Source organism: Acinetobacter sp. ANC_7512, from assembly GCF_056779935.1.
The window spans coordinates 17,824-41,343 of the sequence record NZ_JBWYIX010000001.1 but is presented as its reverse complement, the minus strand read 5'-3'; the positions used below and the strand labels follow the sequence as shown (position 1 = coordinate 41,343).

The following is a 23,520-nucleotide window of genomic DNA, read 5'->3' as shown; positions in this document are numbered from 1 at the left end:
ATGCCGATAAAAAAAGAGCGAATCAATTCGCCCTTTTGCTATATTGTAATGAATTAATTAAACACATTGTTTAGGTACACAATTCTCTCATTGGTCTTTTGAATGAAACATTTAGAATATTGCATCTCAACATTCATTTGATTCATTTCATTGTCCCAATATTGATAATGTTGCTGATAAGTTTCGCGTTCTTTTTCTGGGATACTTTCAATTGACTTTTGAGAGACCACTTTACAGTCCACGTCACGACGTTCGAACCATTCAGTTTGATCGCTCTTTAGCTGCTCTTTTTGTTCGCCGCTCAAATTATCCCAAGTTAAATTAAGTCGCTCGACAGCTCTTGCTTGCTCTTTATCTAAATCAGATTTTCTCAATTGCATAGCTTTGAGTGCCAAGGCCTTTTGTTTTTGTTGAACAGCCTCATACTCTTCGTAAGCTTTTGATTCATTCTGATTTGCTTTACGAAATGCTTCAAATTGAACAGCATATCTCGTCATACTTGCAGCAATATCTAACAATGCATTATCAGGTTGCACACTCAGCATTAAACCTTCTTTATCCGTCTTGGTAATCTCATAATTCAAAGTGCCTGTGAGCTTATCTTGCCCATAACTGATATTGCCATGAACATCATTAATCCAATGTTGGAGCGTATAACTACCTTCGTCATGTTCACATTCGTATTCGCAAGGTTTTTCAAGGTATGCATTTTCAGCACGACGTTGAAGCCCCTTCGGCAGGTGGATAACCAACTGGCTTGAACACGTCAATTTGTTTGTTGCATTTGAAGGATCACTCGTTGTTGTAATCGACTTGAGTTCAAATCTAAGCGATGAATTGATTTGGGAAAGTAATTTTAAATCTGACTCATACTGATCTGTTGCTTTTAAACGACGATCTAAAATGTTGTTATATTCCTGTTGCGCAAAGCGTTCAATTTCTTTGACATTCGTAGGAGAAGTACAACTCCAATCAGCAATTTCTACATTCTGTGAGGAGTCTTTGCTTTTCTTATTCAGATCACAACCTGCAACGAAGATGGTAGAGATAATCAAAGCCAATTTAATCTTATACGTCATTTTTTATACCGCATATTTATAATTTTGACATATTTAATCAAATAAAAAACAACAACTCCATCACATTTTTATTTTTTTAAAATTTGATGCGTAAAAGCTAACGCTCAACAACCCTGTTTAATCAATGCCTAACTTAGAGTGAAAATTTTTTGCTGTAATTCAGATGTTCGACTAATCGCCATATTTGTTTCGCAATTCAATCGAAAAACTTCAGGATTATCGGCGCCTTCACTATTTAATTTACATTCTAAATTACGCTTTTTTGCCCACAGTTCTTGCTCGTATTGTATTTTTTGGCGTGCTTGAAGTGAAGCTCTACTCCATACAGAATTTAGATCTTCATTGGCTTGATCTAATTTAAGTTGTGCTTCAGCAATAAGAATGGATTGATAATCATCTGATGTTTTATTTTGCTGATTTAAAAGTGCTTGTTTCTTTTGACGATCTAACACTAAAGCCGTCAAACGTGATGGTTTTAAATGGGCATCTATTAGAACTTTTTGCATAAAACTGGTGAAATGTAGTGCATTCACCAATTGTACAATTACTTCATGCTCTGAAATTTGTACACTATAATTTAACTCAGTAGAAATCTGATTGTTCTCAAAGTTTAATTGAGAAAGTGCAGCTGATTCTAAAACATTTGACTCTCGATTTAATGCGCGCGATACATCAGCATCCGTCAGATAATTTGATGGTAGTTCAGCAGTGACTCTTGCTGTACACATCGTCTGATCAGAGGATCTCATTTTCTTTATTTTATCAATGTTTTCAATTTTAAATTGAACTGGTTTCAAACTACGCTGTAAGAGTTGACCATCTATAATAACTTGATCATTTTCTATAATACTTTTGAGTTGAGTCGCTGAGATATTCGCGATGTCTTTATGGATGACTTGTTCGAGTTTTAATTGCACTTCAGGTTGATCACAACGATTAAAAGCATACATGATTGAATACACTTGTTGGCATCCTGACAATGCACCAACCATGCACAATGTGGTCAATGTTTTCATCCGAAGTTTCATGCTACTCCCCCAATCAAACTCAAGCTCTTGATACCAAACCTCATTGGTTTTGTTTTGATTCTTATTAAAGCTCTCAGTTAAATTTTATTAAAAAATACAGATCTTCATAAAATATACTGAATCATGAATTATTCAATCATCCAAAATAAAAAAGGCCGATATTAATCGACCTTTAAATGATTGAATTCACATTATTTTATGAAAGTACGAATTACCTTACCTTTGACTTTTTGATTAATCAACGGTGTATTTTTACCTTGAGAAATAATAGAAGATTTATCAAGTGTCCATTCCAAATCTGGATCAACCAGCACCCATCCAGCCTGTGCTTTCCATGTCTCAGTCATTTGTGCAACAGCAGCTGGCGCACTCGTTACTTTTTCAACCCACTCTAATGGACTAAATAAACCTTCTTCAATCAATTTGATTCCAAAAGGAACATATGAATCAAAAGCAGTAAAACCTGGCAAAGTCTCTGCAAAAGGTGCCATTTTTGCAGAACTACTGAGTGGTTCATGATGCGTACAAATCGCGTCAATTACTCCAGATTTCACTCCCTGACGAAGTAACTCTTTATCAGACTCTGAACGCAAAGGTGGACGTACATGTGCCAAGGAATTGAATCCATCAATTAAAGATTCCGTAAGATGTAACTGATGCATTGCAACATCACACGTGACTGGCAATCCTTTTTCCTTCGCGATACGTATTAACTCAACCGAAGCACCACAAGACAGTAATCCGAAGTGTGCGCGGACTTTTGTCGCCTCTATCATTAATAGATATTTTGCGATCGCGACCGTTTCTGCCAAAGCAGGAATCATTGGTAAACCTTGGCGTGAAGCAATAAAGCCTTCATGCACACAGCCATCTTTCGCAATTTGAGGCTCTTCAGCATAGAATACGACAGTTAAATTCAAACCTGCAGCATATTCAAGCGTACGAAGCACCACATCGTCATTCGCAAAAGGTGCATTTGCATTTGATACAGCAGTACAACCACCCTTTTTTAAACCTGCCATGTTGGCTGGTTGATTTCCTTGAAGCCCTTGTGTTTGTGCACCTATCACTTCAAGGTAAATCCCGCCATCTAACATTGCCTTTTCAACAAGACCATGAATTAAAGCACCATTGTCCTGAACGATAGGTTTTGAATCTGGTGGGGTAAATACATGTAAAATGCCATTTTCACGTGCTGCTTTACCTTCAGATTTCAACGTTCCATGTTGTTGTTGACCTGGCTCTCGTAAACGTGCACACAAATCAACCATCGTTGGCATCAACCATTTGCCTTGCCCATCGATGCTTTCATGCACATCTGAAGTCGCTTCGATGCGTTTTCCATCTTGAATAAAAATAGTTTGTATTTGATCAGTTTGAGCAATTGGATCTAGGACGCGTACATTTTCGACTTTAACAATAGACATGACTGATTCCTTATACCGCAACTGCTTCAATTAAACCTTGTTCTTGTAACTGACCCTGCATCGCCAGCGCGAGAACTGCCATACGCACCGCAATACCATTGGTCACCTGATTCAAAATCACTGATTGAGGACCATCTGCAATACTTGAATCAATCTCAACACCACGATTCATCGGCCCTGGATGCATCACGATACAATCAGGTTTGGCCAAAGCCAAACGCTCTTTGTTCAAACCATACATTTTGTAAAATTCAGCTTGTGAAGATAATGCAGGTGAATCGATACGTTCATTTTGAATACGTAAAGTAATGATGACATCACAATCCTTAATCCCAGCTTCCATATTGTTAAATAGGCGAACACCTTCACCATATTCATCGAAGCCATAAGGAAGTAACGTATTCGGCGCAATCACACGAATATCTTTACAACCTAATGTTTGCAATGCAGCCACATCAGAACGTGCAACTCGTGAATGTTTAATATCCCCAATGATTGCAATGGAAATATCTTCAAATTTTTTATTGGTTTCACGGCGAATCGTAAGCATATCCAACATTGCTTGTGTTGGATGCGCATGACGTCCATCACCCGCGTTGATAATCGCAACAGTTGGACAAACATCCTTCGCAATAAAATGTGCAGCACCCGATGAAGAATGTCGAACCACAAAGATATCAGCCGCCATTGCTTCTAAATTCCACAGTGTATCTCTCAGTGTTTCGCCTTTAGAAGTACTTGAGCGAGCAATATCAATATTGAGCACGTTGGCAGAAAGACGTTTTGCCGCTGCTTCAAATGTCGTTCGTGTACGTGTCGAATTTTCGAAAAACAGGTTCATTACCGTTTTGCCTTCAAGCATATTATTGGTAATGAGCTGATTTTGGTCATTAAAAAAGGACTGTGCAGTGTCCAATATTTTTGTAAGAGTTTCTTTTGAAAGGCCTTCGATGGTGAGGAAGTGTTTGAGATTCCCATCTTGGTTGAGTTGAATCTGGCTCGGTGTATGCAATGCAGCGAAGTGCATGAGAGATTCCTTATACGTTAAGTCAACGTATTATACAGATTCTAAAATGATTTGGCAGTGACCCACACTGCAGCTGATCAATATCTAACTTAATCACGACTTATGATGTTTCATAAAATTTTTCAAAAACTTAATTTAACCAAAAGCATCCCATTGAAATCTTCTAATTCCCTCAAAATTAGGCTCCAAACTCCTACATAAAATCTTGTTTATCTTTATTTTGATACATCTGTTCAATCAAATTTCCCTGAAATAGTGAGTTAGATTATAAAAATAGAAATTTTTAATAAATGATCCACTCATAGTTTTATGGATATGTTAAAAAATGAGTGAGACACATCTGTATAGCAATCACGATTAAAAGACTTCCCATCACCCTATTCAAAATTCTTGCTCGATTTCCCACATTAAGAAACTGAGCCAATTTTTCCCCTGCATATCCCCAAAGCCATAAAGAGACATAGCAGACCATAAAATAAATCAAAACAAAAAGCGCTAAATAAACACTATTCTCTGAAGCTGAAAATAGAGCTGTACCTGAAACAGCGGCAATCCAAGCTTTTGGATTCAGCCACTGCATTAAAGCACCTTGCGTAAAATTTGGAATTTTCTCTAGATCTTGTTGATCCGTTTTAATTTTCTCGTCTTTAGCACTTAAAATATTCCAGCCAATCCAAACCAATAGAGCCGTTCCTAACAGCGCAATAGCATCCAAAAGAACCGGATACAATAAAATAATCTGATATAGACCAAAGCAAACTGCTGCAAGTAAAGCAGTAAATCCAATGGTAGCACCTGAAATAAAAGCAAAAGTTTTTCGAACACCAAAGTTCATACTGCTACTGAGAATAGTTAAATTAACAGGTCCAGGAGAGATAGACATCGATAATGAAAAGGTAAACATAGAGAAAATTAAAGCCAGCATATTTTTTTATCTTTTAGTGTTTTTTAGTTTTATGGGGCTATATCAACCAGTTTCAATCAATCTTTTAAATTTAAATTATTTTTAAAATGGTTGGATCAACGCATTAAAGCAGTTTTAAAATCAAAAATAAGTTAAAATATGCGATTGCTTTATTTGTCTTTGGGAATGTTCATGAATTCTAAACCTCGTCTTTCTACATATTGGGTTACCTGTGCAGATGGGCTTGAAACCTTACTTCAAGAAGAAATTGAAGGTTTAGGAGTACAAAACGTTGAACGTTTCCCTGGGCGATTGGTTTTCAAAGGTCAATTGGCTGATGCCTACCGCATTTGTATGTGGTCTCGTCTTGCATCACGTGTTTTGACGCCTATTCATACGTTTGAAGTTGAATTTACTCACGATGCACGCGATGTAGCTGAAGAACTCTACGAAGGTGCAAATAGTTTTGACTGGTCGCTTATTTTTGCACCTCAAAGTACATTTGCTGTGCGTTTACATGTTGAACGTGAGATCAAGGTCAATAGCCAATTCGCCACATTACGTGTAAAAGACGGTATCGTAGATTCCTTCATGGAGGCTGTCGGTAAACGTCCAAGCATCGATATCAAACAACCAGAAATTACCATTTATGCTTTGGCTGGTAAGAAAGAACATACTTTTTGTTTAGATTTGTCTGGTGATTCATTGCATAAACGTGGCTATCGCCACTATATGACTGATGCACCCATCAAAGAAAACTTGGCTGCAGCCATCCTTCAACATGCAAAATTAATTGAAAAGAATCCAGATATTGTTCTTGATCCAATGTGTGGTTCAGGAACATTCATTATTGAAGCTTTGATGATGTTAACTGACCGTGCTCCTGGTTTGGTTCGTCGTTTCGGCTTTAATGGCTGGAATGGTCATGATCATGATCTTTGGATGCAAATTAAAGGTGAAGCTGCGGAACGTCACAAAGTTGCCTTAGAAAAACCGCTTCCAAAATTCTATGCCTTTGACGCAGATTGGGAAGCAGTAAAAGCAACCAAAAATAATATCCGCGCTGCAGGATTTGAGGCATTGCTAGATCAAATTCAAATAGAAGAGCGCACCCTTTCTGATTGGCCAGATTTTAAGGCAGAAGGTAAATCTGTGGTCGTTGTCACTAACCCACCTTATGGTGAGCGTCTTGGTGATAAAGGCTCTAGCCGTTCATTCTATCTTGGTCTATCTGGCTTACTTCAAAAGAACTTTGCCAACCAAACTGCCGCAGTTATTGCAGCTCAAATTGAACAAGCAGACGTGTTGGCATTTAGCGAAACTCAAACACTTCGCTTAATGAATGGTAAGCTACCTATTTATATTCGCTCAGGTAAGATTAAGCCGCCTGTTGTGACACAACCTTTCTTAGCCAATTGGCAACCACTTCAATTCGATAAAATTGAAGGTGCTGAAGATTTTACAAATCGCCTGCAAAAGAATATGCAGAATTTGAAAAAATGGGCAGTAAAAGAAAATATCTATTGTTTGCGAATTTATGATGCTGATCTACCAGACTTCAATGTCGCCGTAGATCTATATGGTGACCGATTGCATGTTCAAGAATATGCCCCACCAAAATCAATCGATCCTGAAAAAGCGAAAAAACGTTTTAATCTTGCTTTACAAGCTATCCGTGCTGTCACAGGTTTAGGTCGTGATGCCATTTTTATCAAGACTCGTGCTCGTCAGGAAGGTAAAAACCAATACACAAAACAAAGTACTGCCTCTAAACGCTTTATCGTTCAAGAAGGCAAAGCGAAAATTTTGGTTAACCTCACAGATTATTTGGATACTGGCCTTTTCCTCGACCATCGCCAAATTCGCTTACGCATCGCTGCTGAAGCAAAAGGTAAACATTTCCTTAATCTATACAGTTATACCTCAACTGCAAGTTTACATGCTGCGTTAGGTGGTGCTGCGAGCACGACCAGTGTCGACCTTTCAAATACTTATTTGAACTGGTCTAAAGAAAACTTTGTCTTAAATGGTTTAACGGTTGATCATGCTGACCAACAACACCAGTTCTTTGCCAGCGATTGTTTTGAATGGTTAAAAGAAGGTCATGAACAATATGACTTAATCTTTATCGATCCGCCAACATTCTCGAACTCTAAAAAATTCCATGGTACGTTTGACGTTCAACGTGATCACTTATCCCTGATTAAACGTGCAATGAATCGTTTAACCACTGGTGGTACGCTGTATTTCTCAAATAACTATCGTGGTTTCGAATTAGACGACGAAATCAAAGCGTTTTATGACATTGAAGAACTCACCCATGAAACAATTGGTCTAGACTTTAAACGTAATACTAAAATTCATCGTTCATGGAAAATTAGACACCTTCAAGCCTAATGACTAGAGAGCTTGACCAATAAAAAAAAGGGCAATTCGTTTGCCCTTTTTTTATTTTTTTAAATTTTTTGAAGGTGAATATTCCTTTGTCACAATAATGGTTGGATCTGTTGAAACATAGACAGTGCGTGGTAGCGTATCATAAGGATAATACGTCAGTGGTTTAATGGTTTTGCTAATCTGCTCTGGATCTGCTTTTTTGCTCAATTCAAAATCAGAAACTGCATTTGAAACCAATTGCTTCTGATTAAACTCTTCTGCTTGAGTCTGAGCCAAATGTTGTTGATTTTGTATTTGTACCTCAGCGCTCTGTGATACTTCTTTTTTTAATTCTTGCACTAAATTTTCATTCAAATTCTGATCAATCACTTGCTGTTCGATGAGTTCAGATTCATCTAATTGCTGTGCAGTTGCCCATTGGAAACCACACATCAGCATGCAAGAAATTAAAATTGACCGTCGAAAAGTAACACTTATGAATTCCATTTTTTATCTCGAGAATTATTATTGTAATTTTATTTATATATTTATTAATTACAGCTAATCAAGTGCGTTCACTCGCATTCCGATGAACGCACCATATTCTTAAATACGACTCACTTCAAAGTAAGAGTATTTAGAACGATCAATCACGTCATAGGGTTTACTTTCATAACTATGAAGCGTGTGAACTGCTTTCATTTTATGTGATGAACACTGCTCTAGAACTTGCTTACGTGGGTCATTCTCAACCACAGTCACACAAAATGATGTTTTACCCTGAGCTTTCACCAATGTATTTACTTTGGTCAGCATAAACTTTAGTACGTCTAACGCACTTGGATCACAGAGGAAACTATGCGTCATGAGATAATCAAAGGATTGCCCTTCTTCGGGAAGCGTTAACTGTCCAGTAATTCGAGCATAAGTGTTATAGACAGGTTTTAACAGTTTTAACGTTGTAGAATAACTCGCCACTTTAGTTTGTTTGAAATCTTTTTGATCCCACAAACCAAATAAACCTACGATTTTATGATCTGAATTGAGCACTAAATGAAAGTCTTCTAATCTCAGCCCATACCAAAAAGGATGATTAGCTTCCAATAACTGTCTAAAGTCATAATCAGGTAAAAAATTATAATGGGAAGCCATTTCTTGTATAAAACCATTGACCGCATCAATCTTATCTATGGTCATTGTTTCAAGGCGAAGTTCAGCAGACTGCTTAAACTTAGGCACCTTAGAAATGGTAAAAGTGGTCATCGAATCAAAGATATAAGGTAAAGCATATCCTTCTCTTTCACGATGCATCATATTACGAGCTACTTTATTATCTTCTAAAATCACACTCTGGAAGATAATTTCACGAGGGAAACATTCAAAAATGTATTCCATAAATACATTAAACGCTTTTTTACCCCGAGCTGTAAGTTTGATTCGTAAATCTGATACATAGCGTAATTGTTCAGTGACGCCATTGATCCAATACGATTTCCAACCGATGTTCATCATGGCAATAATTTGATCAGGCTGATCTTGATGTACGACAACCAAAATTTCAGGCTTATTATATTGTGCATGTGTAGCCCGAAAATAACTCGGTTTCCTCTCAAATGAAATCACCATACCGTTACTCGGCATACTTTCAGAAATCAGCTCAATCAATTGAGGATCATCTTGCTCCGCAGCATAACGTAGATAAAATTCAGGCGAGATTTTTGATCGATATAGTAAATTTTGCTCTGTCATTTTTAAATTCTTAAATAAATTTCATTTTCTTCAACGGTTCTGGCTTGATATTCCCCTCAATCATGCCATTGCGCATTGCGATTGTCTTATATTCATGCCATGCATCTTCCACATGCATCACGCGTGCTTCATCTAATTGCCCTAAATTACGTGCCAACTCATAGTGAAAATTTTGTTTTAGCAATTGATCTAACTGTTGATCGGACGGCTGCCCACTCACACTACCCTCAGAAAGCAAAACATAATAAGGTTTCGATTCGGTCTGTTCTATACCGAGTAAACTAATGGGTAAAAAACCGTTTTGTTTAAATGTATCGATCACACTCAAAGCAACAGATTGATCAATCTTTTCTCCGACCAAATCAACTGTCATCTTTCGACCGAGAAATTTAAAGCACGGAATGCCCTGATAAAAAGAATCAACCAATAATTCATCATCAATAATGTAGCGTTTTAGGCCAGACCCTGTCGTAATAATCGGACTCACGATTTGACCTGGTTTAAGCTGCCAAGCAGGATAAATTTGCTGAGTATCTAAATCTTGAAACTCATAAAAATGAGCTTGATACATCAAGGGATAATGATCATCTAAAGGTATAGTCACTACGCCTTCAGTGGCCCAAAGCCCTTTACCTTCAAAACTTACACCCTTAATTTTGGTTTTTAAAATTTGTGCCCAGTGCTGTGCGCTTGCGGTATCCCAAGATGAAATTAAAAATAGCTTTGGCCACAATTTTTTCCAACAAGTCGGATCTTCCAAATCTAATCGTTCTAGAATCTGGCTACGTTTTACTGATTTTTTGATTTTTAAAAAATCTAAACTTTGACGACTCCACTGACCAGTCGATAAAACCTCAACGATTTCACTCTTATTTTCTTGGATAATTTCGATCAGTTGCAGTGCAAAAGTTGGGCTCCACACTGAAATCATGCCGAGATTTTCATCTCTGACTAAATATACAGCCGTAGCGAACATCGCATCTTCAGCAGTTTCTGCCAAAGCAATGTCAGCAGGCACGGCCTGCGTAATTTGAGTTAAAATTCGTTTTGAAAAAGAAAGTAAGGCACTATCATCATTTAAATTATGAGTGGTCGTCAGTTGACGCTGGCTTTCAGGCAACCAAGATACAGACCAATAGTGAGTTGTACGTTTTAGTTCAGGATAACGACGATATAAACTCGTGAGCCATAAACCAATCGCCTGATCTATTTCATCTAAAAATTGTTGGGTATATGGAATAAATTTGAGTGCTTCACTTGAACCACTTGTAGGCTGGAATCGGATAATTTTACTTTTATTAAGTAAATTTACGCCTTGATTACGTGATGCTTCAACTTTCTGCTTCCAATCAGCATAACGTGTTACTGGAAAATGTTGAGCAAACGACTCATATTCCATCTTTGGATCATCACATATAACTTTTAATTTATCACGCTGAACTTTTTCCAATTGATCAGCGTATTGATAAAAGTCTTTAAATGATTTTTTACAGGCCAAATTTAAAACTTGATGAGCTGCAAATATCACAGACATTAGGCCACCTTAGAATCTTGATCTTGATCTTTGGTTTGAGCCGATTTAGATAATTTATCTTTATTCAGATTCGACTTATTTTTTTTGAGCGATGATTTTTTCACAAACCTTACCGCTGTTTGCAAAATATCAACCCAACGCAGCTCACCAATACACGGTAATTCAGTACCTTGAACCCAAGATGGATTGCATTCCTCAAAAAACTCAATTTTACGATTTTTCTGGCGCATTTCTTCTGTTATTGGGGCCACATCAGGTTTCAGACACTGATAGTTTTCTCCAAAATCAATCAGCTTTGATTCATCATCATAGTATTCTGCAAAATACTCACGACAATACGCTTCAACATAATCTTTTAAATATTCATCTTTATTTTCTGGATTTGGATAATAGTGATAATAATTATTTGCAAGAAGTAAGTAGGTCTTAAAGCCCTTTGAGATCAGCATCCAATAGATCGGTACCCCCGTATGACGTAATTTGAAAGTCATTACATAACGAAACATCGCACGTTGTAATGCTCGACTACCCCAATACGCCTCCTCAATAATGGTATCACCACTAAAAAAAGCATGGGCAGTTTTACCATTCACGGTAAAATTTCGCTCCATTACAGTTGAGAAACCCACTAAAAAATCTTTTTTGGGTTCTCGAATGATAAACACACCAGTCTTTTCCAGAAGGTCTCTTTCAAAAATTTCAAAGACTGTATTTGAATAATAGTTACTGTAAATATTGAACATCTTTTCAATATCACGGGGTTTTAAATCTTTTACCTTAACAAACTCACTATAAGGTTCTTTTTTTAATTTTCGGAGTCGTTTTAATTCTAGCATATTGATCCCATTAAGCTAAACAATGAATTCCTTTTGTGAATCAATAAACAAATTAAACATTTATTCACAAAAATATTGAGTGCAATCTTATACTTAATAGATTTGAGTAGCAATTTTATTAAAAAATAAATTTATTATTTTTAAATCACTTAAATGAAAAAAAACCTGAACGAATTCAGGTTTTGTAAGTTTGTTTATTAAATTCTAATTTAATTTAAGTTTACTAAAACTCAAATTTCCATCAGTGCTTTGTATAACAATTGTATCTCCTGGCAAAAATTCTCCCGCCAAGATTTTTTGAGCCAATGTATTTTCAACCTTTTGTTGAATAGCACGTTTAAGTGGTCGAGCCCCATAGATTGGGTCATATCCTGCCTCAATTAATTCATCGAAAGCAGTGTCATCTACAGTCAAACTTAAATCACGATCAGCCAAACGAGCACGTAAGCGATCTAACTGAATATCCGCGATACCTCGAATCTGCGATTTTTTCAGTGCATGGAAGATTACAAGCTCATCAATTCGGTTAATAAACTCTGGTCTAAAATGCTCAGAAACAGCAGCCATCACAACACTGCGTACATCTTGTTCCGTCGCCATGTCACCTAATTCGCGCACTTCATTTGAACCTAAGTTTGAAGTCATGACGATCACGGTATTTTTAAAATCCACCACACGCCCTTGCGAATCAGTCAAGCGACCATCGTCAAGTACCTGAAGCAGAATATTAAATACATCTGGATGAGCCTTCTCTACTTCATCAAATAACACCACGCTATAAGGCTTACGGCGAACTGCTTCAGTTAGCACACCACCCTCTTCATAACCAACATAACCAGGAGGTGCTCCCACCAAACGACTAACAGAATGTTTCTCCATAAATTCAGACATATCGATACGGATCATGGCATCGTCACTGTCAAATAAGAAGTTTGCTAAAGCTTTAGTTAACTCAGTTTTACCGACACCTGTTGGACCTAAAAATAAGAATGAACCACTTGGGCGATTTGGATCTGAAAGTCCAGCACGTGAGCGTCGTACAGCATTAGAAACTGCAACTACCGCTTCATCTTGGCCTACGACGCGGTTATGTAAAAATGTTTCCATACTGAGTAATTTTTCACGCTCACCCTGTAGCATTTTTGCTACAGGAATTCCTGTTGCTGCACTTACAACTTCGGCAATTTCATTGTCCGTCACTTTATTACGCAATAATTTAGGTTCAACTTTCTCTTCAGATGCTTCTTCACTGAGTCGTTTCTCCAAATCAGGAATTACTCCATATTGAAGTCGTGCCATTTCAGCTAGATCATTTTCACGTTGTGCCTTTTGCATCGCAATACGTGCTTGATCAAGCTCAGCCTGAGTTTGTTGATCGCCTTGGACCAAACGCTTTTCAGAAATCCACACTTCTTCAAGATCGCTGTATTCCTTCTCCACTTCAGCAATTTGTTTTTCTAAGTGTGAAACTTCAGCTTTACTTCCCGCATCTTCGTCTTTTTTTACAGCCTCAAGCTGTAATTTGAGTTGAATAAGACGACGCTCTAATTTATCTAGAGACTCAGGTTTTGAATCAAGCTCCATCTTAATTCGAGATGCCGCCTCATCAATTAGATCAATCGCTTTATCTGGTAGTTGACGATCTGTAATGTAGCGATGTGACATTTTAGCTGCAGCAATGATGGCAGAATCTAAGATTTTGACACCATGATGTACTTCATAGCGCTCTTTTAATCCACGTAAAATTGCAATCGTGTCTTCAACGCTAGGCTCGTCAACCAATACTTTCTGGAAACGACGTTCAAGTGCTGCATCTTTTTCAATGAATTGTCGATATTCATCTAAAGTTGTAGCACCTACACAACGTAATTCTCCGCGTGCTAAAGCAGGTTTCAACATGTTACCTGCATCCATTGCACCGTCGCCTTTACCTGCACCGACTAGAGTGTGCAACTCATCGATAAACAGAATAATTTCACCATCATGTTTAGCAAGATCTTTTAATACTGCTTTTAAGCGCTCTTCAAATTCACCACGATATTTTGCACCAGCTAAAAGCGATCCAAGATCAAGTGATAAGACACGTTTATTTTTTAAACTTTCAGGCACTTCTCCATTAACGATACGCTGTGCTAAACCCTCAACAATGGCAGTTTTACCAACGCCCGGTTCACCAATCAAAACAGGATTATTTTTTGTACGGCGTGATAAAACTTGGACTGTTCGACGAATTTCATCATCTCGCCCAATCACTGGATCAAGCTTGCCAGAAAGTGCTCGCTCAGTGAGATCAATGGTGTATTTGTTTAATGAATCACGTTGATCTTCATGATTGTTACTCATGACTTTTTCATCACCTCGAACTTTAGTTATCGCCGCTTTTAAACCTGCAGATTGAACACCAACCGCATTTAAAATAGTTTTGGTTGCACCTGTTTCTGCTAAACCAAGTAACACCCAATCTGTTGAAAGAAACTCATCACCCGATTTTTGTGCATAACTATCTGCTAAGTTAAGCGCTTTAACCGCATCTGGACTCAGATTAATATCACCAGTTGGATGAGCAAGTGTTGGTGCATCATCAAGCGCCTGTTGCAACTTTGTGCTTAATTCTCGTAAATTCGCCCCTGCCTGCTGCAACAAACTCATATTTGATGGCTCTTCAAGCAGGGTCGATAGTATATGGATGCCTTCAATCGCTGTATGATCCTTGCCCATTGCTAAAGATTGCGCATCAGATAAGGCTTGCTGTAAGCGATTTGTAAATTTTTCAAAACGCATTATTATTTTCCTCACAACAAATTTGGTACTTGCTTAGTTAATGGGTGAGAAGCGTCATATTTCAAGTCGGTTTTTTAATTATTTTCTTATATTTCAATTATTTAAAAAATAAAGATAGATTATAATTATAATATTTGTGCTGCTCATACATTTTTCAATACCACTTCACAATTTTTTCATGGTGATTATGATATTTATCTAATATTCACTAGATATGACAAAGAAAATATATTCTCAGTAAACGGTCATTATTGTTCTCAAATCATCACATAGGAGTACGACGAACTTATATCGACTTAATCGGTACATGTTGTGCAAAATCATTCAATATGAATTTATAAGATAAACAATCAATTTTATATTTATTTAAAGAATATAGATAAAACTTATAATAATCACCGTTTTCCATAAACGGATGATTTAATCATTCAGGCATACTTACATGAATCATTTTATAAATCTCTCAGAAAATAAAGTTCATCAAGATAAAATTAAATTTATTTTATCTGAAGCAAAAAAAAATGTAGAAGATCATACACTCCTTTTTGCAGGCTCTTTAAAACCCCAAGATGCGTGGCTTTTGTTCCAATCCCAACAAGCGATCATTATTGATGTCAGAACACATGAAGAGCGAAAATTCGTAGGTTATGTCGAACATTCAGAACATATTCCTTGGCTGACAGGCATCTCACTTGAACGTAACCCAGAGTTTTTAGAGAAGTTACAATCTTTTGTTAATGCATATGACATCATTTTGCTCATGTGCCGTAGTGGAAAGCGCTCTGCAGCAGCAGCGAGTGTTGCGTATAACGCTGGTTTCACGAACGTATACAATATCGATCAAGGTTTTGAAGGTGATTTAGACCCTAACTCCCATCGTGGTACTTACAATGGCTGGCGATTTCATAATCTGCCATGGGTACAAGAGTAAAATTGATTCGCTCAAATTACATAAAAAAAGCAACCTTAAGGTTGCTTTTTTTAACTCGATAAAATCAAGCTTCGGCTTCAATGATTTCAAAATCATGTGTAATTTCAACACCGCCATCTGAAAGCATTTTACTTGCTGAGCAATATTTTTCTGCAGATAGCTCAACAGCTTTAGCGACTTGCTTTTCTTTAATTGCTTTTCCTGTAACCACAAAATGCAAATGTATCTTCGTGAAAACCGCAGGAATTGTGTCTGCCCTCTCAGCTTTCAACTGACATTGAACACCAGTCACATCTTGTCTAGATTTTTTTAATATGGTCACAATATCAAACGAAGCACACCCACCAAGCCCCATTAAAATGAGTTCCATCGGACGTGGACCACGGTTTTCACCACCGTAAGCTTCAGCACCATCCATGATAATTTGGTGACCGCTTTCAGATTTTGCTTCAAAAGCAACATTCTCTAACCAATGTACGCTAGTATGCATTGCAACTACCTAAAAAAAACTATAAATTTACTTAGGACTGTACACTAGCATATATTGAGCTGATAAGGAATTTCACCTCTTATGCTTCACGTGGCAAGTTTATTTAGGTCTAAAGATCTAGTTACTATCCAAATCGGAATTTAAAAAGCATGACTTCTAATTTTTCACAACTTAGTACAGATGCTTTGTCGCCAGGTCAATTACCTGAATCTGTCAAAGCTTTGCTCAAGCGTGCGCACATCAATAGATTTCCAAAACGAACTTCAATTATTGATGCGGGCTCAGAGTCGAAATCTCTGTATCTAATTTTAAAAGGGTCGGTTTCAATTATTTTACGTGAAGATGATGAACGTGAAATTGTTGTAGCCTATTTAAACCCAGGGGACTTTTTTGGAGAGATGGGATTATTTGAAAGTAATCCTCAGCGTACTGCAGAAGTACGTACACGTGATGTATGTGAGATTGCTGAAATTTCATATGCTAACTTCCATGAAGTAAGTAAGCAGTATCCAGATCTTAGCTATGCGGTGTTCGCACAGCTCGTTCGTCGCTTAAAAAATACAACTCGAAAAGTAACTGACCTAGCATTTATTGATGTATCGGGTCGTATTGCACGTTGTTTAATCGACTTGTCAGCTCAACCTGAAGCAATGATTCTTCCAAATGGACGCCAAATTCGTATTACTCGTCAAGAAATTGGTCGTATTGTAGGTTGTTCACGTGAAATGGTTGGTCGTGTTCTTAAAACACTTGAAGAACAAGGCATGATTGAAACTGATGGTAAAGCTATCTTAATTTTTGATTCATCATTAGAAGCAGTAAATTCTGTTGAAGAAGACTTTGACAACAATGATGATGAATAAATTTTCATCTGATCTACATTCAAAAAAGCAAATCTGACGATTTGCTTTTTTATTGCCTTTTTTCTGAAAACTTTCGAATTTATTTTACATACGTTTTGAATCTTAGATTAGGTATGATTTAAATATATCAACTTAAAAAATACAGCAAGGATGTTGAGCATGAAATTTAATCGACTTGGGCAAACAGATATACACGTTCCCGAAATTTGTTTAGGAACAATGACCTTTGGTGAGCAAAATAGCCAGTCCGAGGCTTTCCAACAACTGGAATATGCACTCGAGCGGGGGTTAAATTTTTGGGATACTGCAGAGATGTACCCAGTACCACCTAAAGTCGAAACTCAAGGCGCGACGGAAGAAATTATCGGCAATTGGATTCAGCAGCGCGGCCAACGTGATCAACTTTTTCTTGCTTCAAAAATTGCAGGTCCAGGCCAAGGTGGTAGCAATATTAGAGGCGGCACAACTCGCTATACTGCCAGCGACATCAGCTCAGCCTTAGACTCAAATCTTAGACGCTTAAAAACTGACTATATTGATCTTTATCAGCTGCATTGGCCTCAACGCCCAACCAATATGTTTGGTCAATTGGGTTATACCAATCACCATGCTCACAGTACACTAGATATCACACCACACGAGGAAACCTTATCTGCCCTTCAAGCGGAAATTAATAGAGGTAGAATTCGTTATATCGGACTCTCCAATGAGACACCATGGGGAACCATGAAATTTCTACATTTAGCTGAAAAGTTAGGGCTGTCTAAATTTGTTTCTGTACAAAACCCCTATAACTTATTAAATCGTACCTATGAAATCGGCATGTCGGAGATTGCTAAATTTGAAGGCATCGGTTTACTGGCCTATTCACCGCTCGCTTTTGGCTATTTAACAGGAAAATTTAGACATGGTGCGAGACCTGCAAATGCCAGAGTCACCTTATACTCTAGATTTGTGCGTTATAGTAATCCTGAAAGTGAATGGGCAACTGAACAATACGCCCTCTTAGCAGAAAAACATGGACTGACATTAACGCAATTGGCGTTAGCTTTCATTAAGCAGCAGTTCTTCGTGACCAGCACAATCATTGGTGCAACCGATTTAAATCAACTCAAAGAAAATATTGATGCTTTTAATGTGTCATTGTCAGCAGAAATACTTCAGGAAATTGAGATCATCCATAAACAACAGCCAAATCCAGCACCTTAAGTGTCTAATAAATTCGATTTCAATACATTTGAATCAAAGCCATACTGTGATAACAATTTACTAAGTGGTGAATATAAAAAAAGGATGCTAACGCATCCTTTTTTAGCTTTATTCTTTTAACGGCGACTTTGGTTATAAATCGCTTGAGCTGCAGGTAAGTTTTTACGCATCGCCTCAATTCGTTGAGCATTTGAAGGGTGTGTTGATAAGAAAGATGCATTGCCGCCATTACTTGCTTTAGCCATCTTTTCCCATAATGTAATCGCTGCTTGTGGGTTATACCCAGCTCGAGCCATTAACATTAATCCGCCCTGATCAGCACGGCTCTCCAAGTTACGTGAATAAGGCAACCCTACACCCAGTTGAGAACCAATTTGTGCAACTGCTGCGCCACCTTGACCTACCCCAGCTGCACTTAAACCAACACCTAAAGCCAAGTCAGTTAAAGCTTGAGCACCCAATTTACTTTTTGCATGCTCTTCCAAAGCATGGATCATTTCATGTCCCATGATGGCCGCAATTTCAGCATCTGTTAAATTTAAACGTTCCACAATACCTGTATAAAAAACAACTTTACCACCCGGCATGACAGAAGCATTTAATTCACTTGATTTAATTACAGATACCTGCCATTGGAATGGCTGACCCGTTTGATTCATTTGATCAGCATATGGACGCAAACGATTGTATACATTCGTAATACGCTTATAGGTATTTGAGCTTGTATCCAATAAGCCCTTGCTGCGAGCTGTATCAATGGCTTGCGAGTAACTTTGTGCAGCAGCTGCATTTAATGTCGCTGAGTCCGCACCCGCCATATCCGCAAATGTTGTACACCCTGAAATCGAGATTACCGCAGATGCTGTAAGACCGAGCAATAATTTGTTCTTCATTATAATGTTCCAATCTACTTGAAAGTACTTGTTCATAATTATAGACAAACTCAACTAAGCTTAATATCTCATTTTTCTTCACTTTTTTATTTGTTATGTAATTTAGTAAACAAATTGATAGCTGATCCAAAAGACCAAACAAAAAATATTAAGCACGAGATAGGTTTGACTCCACGGTTTTAAACGAGTTTCAAGCTTCTCATCTTTACGTTTAAAAAATAAATAGGTGTTCTGAATTAAAATAATAGGGACCAATATGCAAGCGATCATAATCGACAGCCCAATAAAGACTTGGTAGACCACATCTTCGGCTACTGTTTGAGATCGAATTATCATCATCGCAATCGTGGGTGCCCCCCCCATTGCAAATAACAACGAATAAAACATTGTTCCAGAAATATTTTTATGCATCCTGCACACTCTATTATTTTATACATTCGATTTTAACAATCTCTAAGATTCAGCACAGCCAATTTTTATACAACTTTGGTCGTTGTTTAGATCAAAAAAAGCCCTGTGATATCACAGGGCTTTTTTAAAACTTTTAATTAAGCTTCAAACGGGTGACGAAGAATAATCGTTTCATCACGGTCTGGACCAGTTGATACGATGTCGATTGGACATTCGATTAACTGTTCAAGTCGCTTAATATAGTTGATTGCTGCTTCTGGCAATTGGTCTAAAGATTTAGCACCAAAAGTAGACTCAGTCCAACCAGGCATTGTTTCGTAAATTGGTTTTAAAGTTTCAAATGCAAGTGCATCAGAAGAACCTACGCAGCCCGAATCTGCAGCTTCATAACCTACACAGATTTTGATTTCTTCTAAACCATCAAGAACGTCAAGTTTAGTCAAGCAAATACCCGAAAGTGAGTTTACTTCTACTGAACGACGAAGGATTTCAGCATCGAACCAACCACAGCGACGTTGGCGACCAGTAGATGCGCCAAATTCTGAACCTACAGTACCAAGGTGCTTACCAATTGCATCACCAACATCGTTTGCAGCATCATAAACCAACTCAGTTGGGAATGGACCTGCACCTACGCGAGTTGTATAAGCTTTGGTAATACCCAATACATAGTCAAGGTGTAATGGACCAAGACCAGAACCAGAACTCACACCACCAGCAGTCGTATTTGAAGATGTTACGTATGGATAAGTACCATGGTCAACATCAAGAAGTGAGCCTTGAGCACCTTCAAACATGATGTTGTCACCGTTCTTACGATATTTATGCAATTCGCCAGTAACATCAACAACCAGTGGAGCAACAACTTCACGCCATTGATCACATAACGCAAGCACGTCTTCAAGCTTAACCGCTTCTACACCGTAGAATTGTGTTAATTGGAAGTTATGGTATTCAAGTAACTCTTCAAGCAATGCTTTAAGATGATCACCACCACGCACTAAATCAGCGACACGAACCGCACGACGTGCAACTTTATCCTCATACGCTGGACCAATACCACGACCTGTTGTACCAATCTTGGCATTCCCACGTTTTTTCTCACGTGCTTGGTCTAATGCAATATGGTTTGGCAAAATTAATGGACAGTTTGGAGAAATACGTAAACGTTCTTTAACTGGCACACCTTGCTCTTCAAGAATCGTCATCTCTTTGATTAACGCTTCAGGAGAAAGCACTACACCGTTACCAATTAAGCAAAGTACGTTTTCACGTAAAATACCAGATGGAATGAGGTGTAAAACAGTTTTCTTACCACCTACGACGAGAGTATGACCTGCATTGTGTCCACCTTGATAGCGAACAACTGCAGCCGCTTGATCTGTGAGCAGGTCAACGATTTTACCTTTACCTTCGTCGCCCCATTGGGTACCAAGTACCACAACATTCTTGCCCATAATAGCCTCATTGCATCATGCTGTTAAAATTGAAGAACATGATTTGAAATTTAGTATTCAAATCAGGTGATTAAATCTGTTCGAGTTTCCACTCACCCGCTTGATTCACCAACTGGTGAGTCGCGTTAGGTACTGAATTCAACTCATCTTGACCAAGCAACTGCACAACGCTTTTGCCTTGATCACGTAATCCTTGAATTGCTTTGACTAGGTCAGCATTATTGCCCTTAGGTGCAACGATCACTTCCAATGCTTTAAATTGACCAGCGCTTAAAGCGTATAAGTCACATGAAAAGCCAGTTGCTGGACGTGCACGACCAAAATGCTCACCAATACCATCATAACGTCCACCTTGAGCTAATGGCGCAGCACGATTTGGTGCATACACTGCATACATTAAGCCAGTGTGATAGTGATATGAACGAAGCTCTACTACATCGATACCAATATGCAGATTTGGCCAACGTTGCTGAATCGCATCTTGTGTACTTTGAACTGCATTAAATGCTTCTTGGAATGCCGAATCTTCTAAGATTTCTTGGCTTAAATGTGATTTTAAAGCGACTAAATCACTTGCATAACGACCAAGCGAATAAAAATCAGATCCGAATTTAAGTTGTTGCGTATATTCAGCAAGTTCTGGCAATGCTTTACGCTGATATAAATCAGATAGATGCGACTCTGTAGCTTTGTTCAATCCTGCATGTTTAACTAAGCTACGGAATAGACCAACGTGTCCAATATCTAAATGGATCGCCTCAGTTACACCTGTATTTTTTAATAATTCCAACATAACATCGATCATTTCGACGTCAGCATCGATACTGTCTGAACCAAACAACTCAGCACCGAGCTGTAAAGGCGCACGTGTGGTATTGAAACCTTGTGGTTTGGTATGAAGTACCGTTCCAGCGTAGCAATAGCGTGCAACACCTTCAACTGGATACACGTGTGCATCAATACGCGCCACCTGAGGCGTCATATCTGCACGCACACCAAGTAAACGACCTGAAAGTTGATCGATTACTTTAAATGTGGCTAAGTCTAAATCTTGATTCGATTCTGAAAGAGAAGATAGAGATTCGATGTATTCAATAAATGGCGTGTACACCAATTGATAACCTCGAGCTGCGAGGAAATCTAACGCGGTACGACGCAAAGTTTCAATAACTTGCGCTTGCTCTGGTAATACATCAGCTACACCATCAGGTAATAACCATGTCTCTGAAATGGGCATGTTGTAAACCTAAATTCTGTCAGCGCGGAACAAATCCGCATAAAAAAATCGGGAACACACCCGATTTCTCCTAGTCTATCACGATCAACCCCCATGTGCATCAGACTTTTAAATAATTAAATCGGAATTTTAGATTATTCATAAGCTTCTATTGGTAATTCTGAACGCACTAGCAGTTGATCTATGTTATAGACTTAAGCCTTTATAAAAGACACAGCATTTCAGTTTCATGACTGATCTGGAAATGAATGACATAAATCCAGTAAACGATTGGTATATCCCCATTCATTATCATACCAAGCATAGACTTTAGCTTGCTTCCCGACCACCATGGTTTGAGTTAAATCTACAATGAGTGAAAATGGAGAATGATTAAAGTCAGATGATACTAAAGGCTCATCTGTTACCGACATAATTTCCGAAAATTGCTCTCGTGCTGCTGAAATTAACGCTTCATTTAACTGATGGTCTGTAATTGGCTGTTGCGCTATAAATGTCAAATCAATAGCTGCCACATTAATGGTAGGAACACGAATTGAGTAACCGTCTATTCGCCCTTCCATTTTTGGCATGACACGTTTGATTGCACCTAGAGCAGATGAAGTCGTTGGAATAATGTTTTGCCCAGATGCCCTCGCACGACGTAAATCGCGGTGAACATGATCTAAAACGGATTGATCCGCTGTAACAGCATGAATTTCTGTCATTAACGCACTTTCTATGCCAAAGGCATCGTCAATAATTTTGACCAGAGGAACCAATGCTTGTGTCGTACATGAAACACTCGAAATAATCTGATCCGTAGTTTTAACCTCTGTATGATTTACCCCGTAGACAATTGCAGCATCAACCGTATCAAAAGGTGCAGCCCCAATTATCACACGTTGAGCGCCAGCATTGAGATGGCGTGTCGCTTCTGCTCGAGATCTAAATAAACCAGTACACTCTAAAACAACATCAACGTTTAAACGCTTCCATGGCAGTTGATCAGGTTCTGTTTGACAGTGGACTTCAATAGATAATTTTTTTTGATAGGCATAAATATTGAGAAATACTTGCTCTGCAACATAACTCAACTCCACTTCCCCATGAAATCTTCCATGTGTGGTGTCATATTTAAATAAATGAATTAAAGTTTCTACATCAGCCACATCATTAATCGCAACGATTTCAAAATTGAATTGTTTTGGATTTTCAAACCAAGCTCTTAAAACATTTCGCCCGATTCGTCCAAATCCATTAATTGCGATACGCTGCATATGTAACCTTCAACTCTTTAATACAAGTT

20 protein-coding genes are annotated in these 23,520 nt (G+C 38.1%); 4 read left to right on the top strand and 16 right to left on the bottom strand.

All coding sequences use genetic code 11. The features are described from left to right. Positions 1-53: 53 nt before the first annotated feature. From AC1M9H_RS00165 to AC1M9H_RS00145, 5 genes are all read right to left on the bottom strand, one after another. Positions 54-1,079 carry a lysozyme inhibitor LprI family protein gene (locus AC1M9H_RS00165; RefSeq protein ID WP_481612477.1) on the bottom strand — a complete coding sequence of 342 codons (1,026 nt, stop codon included), beginning with the start codon at positions 1,077-1,079 and terminating at the stop codon, positions 54-56. A gap of 128 nt (positions 1,080-1,207) precedes the next feature. After that, complete coding sequence (locus AC1M9H_RS00160; RefSeq protein WP_481612476.1) at positions 1,208-2,107, bottom strand: lysozyme inhibitor LprI family protein; 900 nt, start codon at positions 2,105-2,107, stop codon at positions 1,208-1,210. 191 nt (positions 2,108-2,298) lie between these two features. Beyond that, entirely contained in the window at positions 2,299-3,534 is a 1,236-nt protein-coding gene (locus AC1M9H_RS00155; RefSeq protein ID WP_481586674.1) for a dihydroorotase, read from the bottom strand. A gap of 10 nt (positions 3,535-3,544) precedes the next feature. Continuing rightward, positions 3,545-4,561, bottom strand: coding sequence for an aspartate carbamoyltransferase catalytic subunit (locus AC1M9H_RS00150; protein ID WP_092766128.1), 1,017 nt, complete (start codon positions 4,559-4,561; stop codon positions 3,545-3,547). A gap of 307 nt (positions 4,562-4,868) precedes the next feature. Then, entirely contained in the window at positions 4,869-5,486 is a 618-nt protein-coding gene (locus AC1M9H_RS00145; protein ID WP_481612475.1) for a LysE family translocator, read from the bottom strand. 171 nt (positions 5,487-5,657) lie between these two features. On the opposite strand from AC1M9H_RS00145, the gene rlmKL reads away from it, so the two are divergent. Beyond that, positions 5,658-7,862: a bifunctional 23S rRNA (guanine(2069)-N(7))-methyltransferase RlmK/23S rRNA (guanine(2445)-N(2))-methyltransferase RlmL gene (gene rlmKL, locus AC1M9H_RS00140; protein ID WP_481589786.1), complete on the top strand. Its 2,205-nt coding sequence runs from the start codon at positions 5,658-5,660 to the stop codon at positions 7,860-7,862. Positions 7,863-7,913: 51 nt separating this feature from the next. Here rlmKL and AC1M9H_RS00135 read toward each other — a convergent pair whose 3' ends face one another. The 5 genes from AC1M9H_RS00135 to clpB all read right to left on the bottom strand — a co-directional run bounded on the left by AC1M9H_RS00135 (position 7,914) and on the right by clpB (position 14,741). Next, positions 7,914-8,348 carry a hypothetical protein gene (locus AC1M9H_RS00135; RefSeq protein ID WP_481612474.1) on the bottom strand — a complete coding sequence of 145 codons (435 nt, stop codon included), beginning with the start codon at positions 8,346-8,348 and terminating at the stop codon, positions 7,914-7,916. Positions 8,349-8,447: 99 nt separating this feature from the next. Continuing rightward, on the bottom strand, positions 8,448-9,590 hold the full coding sequence (locus AC1M9H_RS00130) for a GNAT family N-acetyltransferase (protein ID WP_481595507.1): 1,143 nt from the start codon (positions 9,588-9,590) through the stop codon (positions 8,448-8,450). Positions 9,591-9,600: 10 nt separating this feature from the next. After that, positions 9,601-11,124 (bottom strand): GH3 family acyl-acid amido synthetase, encoded by a 1,524-nt coding sequence (locus tag AC1M9H_RS00125; protein ID WP_481595508.1) that lies wholly within the window; start codon positions 11,122-11,124, stop codon positions 9,601-9,603. Beyond that, complete coding sequence (locus tag AC1M9H_RS00120; RefSeq protein ID WP_481588431.1) at positions 11,124-11,960, bottom strand: hypothetical protein; 837 nt, start codon at positions 11,958-11,960, stop codon at positions 11,124-11,126. Before AC1M9H_RS00120 ends, AC1M9H_RS00125 begins: the two co-directional genes overlap by 1 nt. A gap of 204 nt (positions 11,961-12,164) precedes the next feature. Continuing rightward, positions 12,165-14,741 (bottom strand): ATP-dependent chaperone ClpB, encoded by a 2,577-nt coding sequence (gene clpB, locus AC1M9H_RS00115; RefSeq protein WP_481589782.1) that lies wholly within the window; start codon positions 14,739-14,741, stop codon positions 12,165-12,167. A 442-nt stretch (positions 14,742-15,183) separates the two neighbouring features. Between clpB and AC1M9H_RS00110 the strand changes: the two genes are divergently transcribed. After that, positions 15,184-15,672, top strand: coding sequence for a rhodanese-like domain-containing protein (locus tag AC1M9H_RS00110; protein WP_035265884.1), 489 nt, complete (start codon positions 15,184-15,186; stop codon positions 15,670-15,672). Between the two features lie 64 nt (positions 15,673-15,736). Here AC1M9H_RS00110 and AC1M9H_RS00105 read toward each other — a convergent pair whose 3' ends face one another. Next, on the bottom strand, positions 15,737-16,162 hold the full coding sequence (locus AC1M9H_RS00105; RefSeq protein ID WP_035265883.1) for an OsmC family protein: 426 nt from the start codon (positions 16,160-16,162) through the stop codon (positions 15,737-15,739). A gap of 149 nt (positions 16,163-16,311) precedes the next feature. Between AC1M9H_RS00105 and crp the strand changes: the two genes are divergently transcribed. Beyond that, a complete protein-coding gene (gene crp / locus AC1M9H_RS00100; RefSeq protein WP_035265881.1) occupies positions 16,312-17,025 on the top strand; it encodes a cAMP-activated global transcriptional regulator CRP in 714 nt (237 codons plus the stop codon). 159 nt (positions 17,026-17,184) lie between these two features. Further along, positions 17,185-18,234, top strand: coding sequence for an NADP(H)-dependent aldo-keto reductase (locus tag AC1M9H_RS00095; RefSeq protein ID WP_481612473.1), 1,050 nt, complete (start codon positions 17,185-17,187; stop codon positions 18,232-18,234). A 116-nt stretch (positions 18,235-18,350) separates the two neighbouring features. On the opposite strand, the gene AC1M9H_RS00090 is transcribed toward AC1M9H_RS00095, so the two are convergent. From AC1M9H_RS00090 to gap, 5 genes are all read right to left on the bottom strand, one after another. Next, complete coding sequence (locus AC1M9H_RS00090; protein ID WP_035265878.1) at positions 18,351-19,127, bottom strand: M48 family metallopeptidase; 777 nt, start codon at positions 19,125-19,127, stop codon at positions 18,351-18,353. A 102-nt stretch (positions 19,128-19,229) separates the two neighbouring features. After that, entirely contained in the window at positions 19,230-19,538 is a 309-nt protein-coding gene (locus AC1M9H_RS00085; protein ID WP_180027584.1) for a hypothetical protein, read from the bottom strand. A gap of 137 nt (positions 19,539-19,675) precedes the next feature. Next, positions 19,676-20,995: an adenylosuccinate synthase gene (locus AC1M9H_RS00080; protein WP_035265875.1), complete on the bottom strand. Its 1,320-nt coding sequence runs from the start codon at positions 20,993-20,995 to the stop codon at positions 19,676-19,678. Positions 20,996-21,065: 70 nt separating this feature from the next. Then, positions 21,066-22,232, bottom strand: a complete 1,167-nt coding sequence (locus tag AC1M9H_RS00075) for an ATP phosphoribosyltransferase regulatory subunit (RefSeq protein ID WP_035265874.1) — start codon at positions 22,230-22,232, stop codon at positions 21,066-21,068. A gap of 227 nt (positions 22,233-22,459) precedes the next feature. Beyond that, positions 22,460-23,491 carry a type I glyceraldehyde-3-phosphate dehydrogenase gene (gene gap / locus AC1M9H_RS00070; RefSeq protein WP_481588434.1) on the bottom strand — a complete coding sequence of 344 codons (1,032 nt, stop codon included), beginning with the start codon at positions 23,489-23,491 and terminating at the stop codon, positions 22,460-22,462. Positions 23,492-23,520 lie beyond the last annotated feature (29 nt).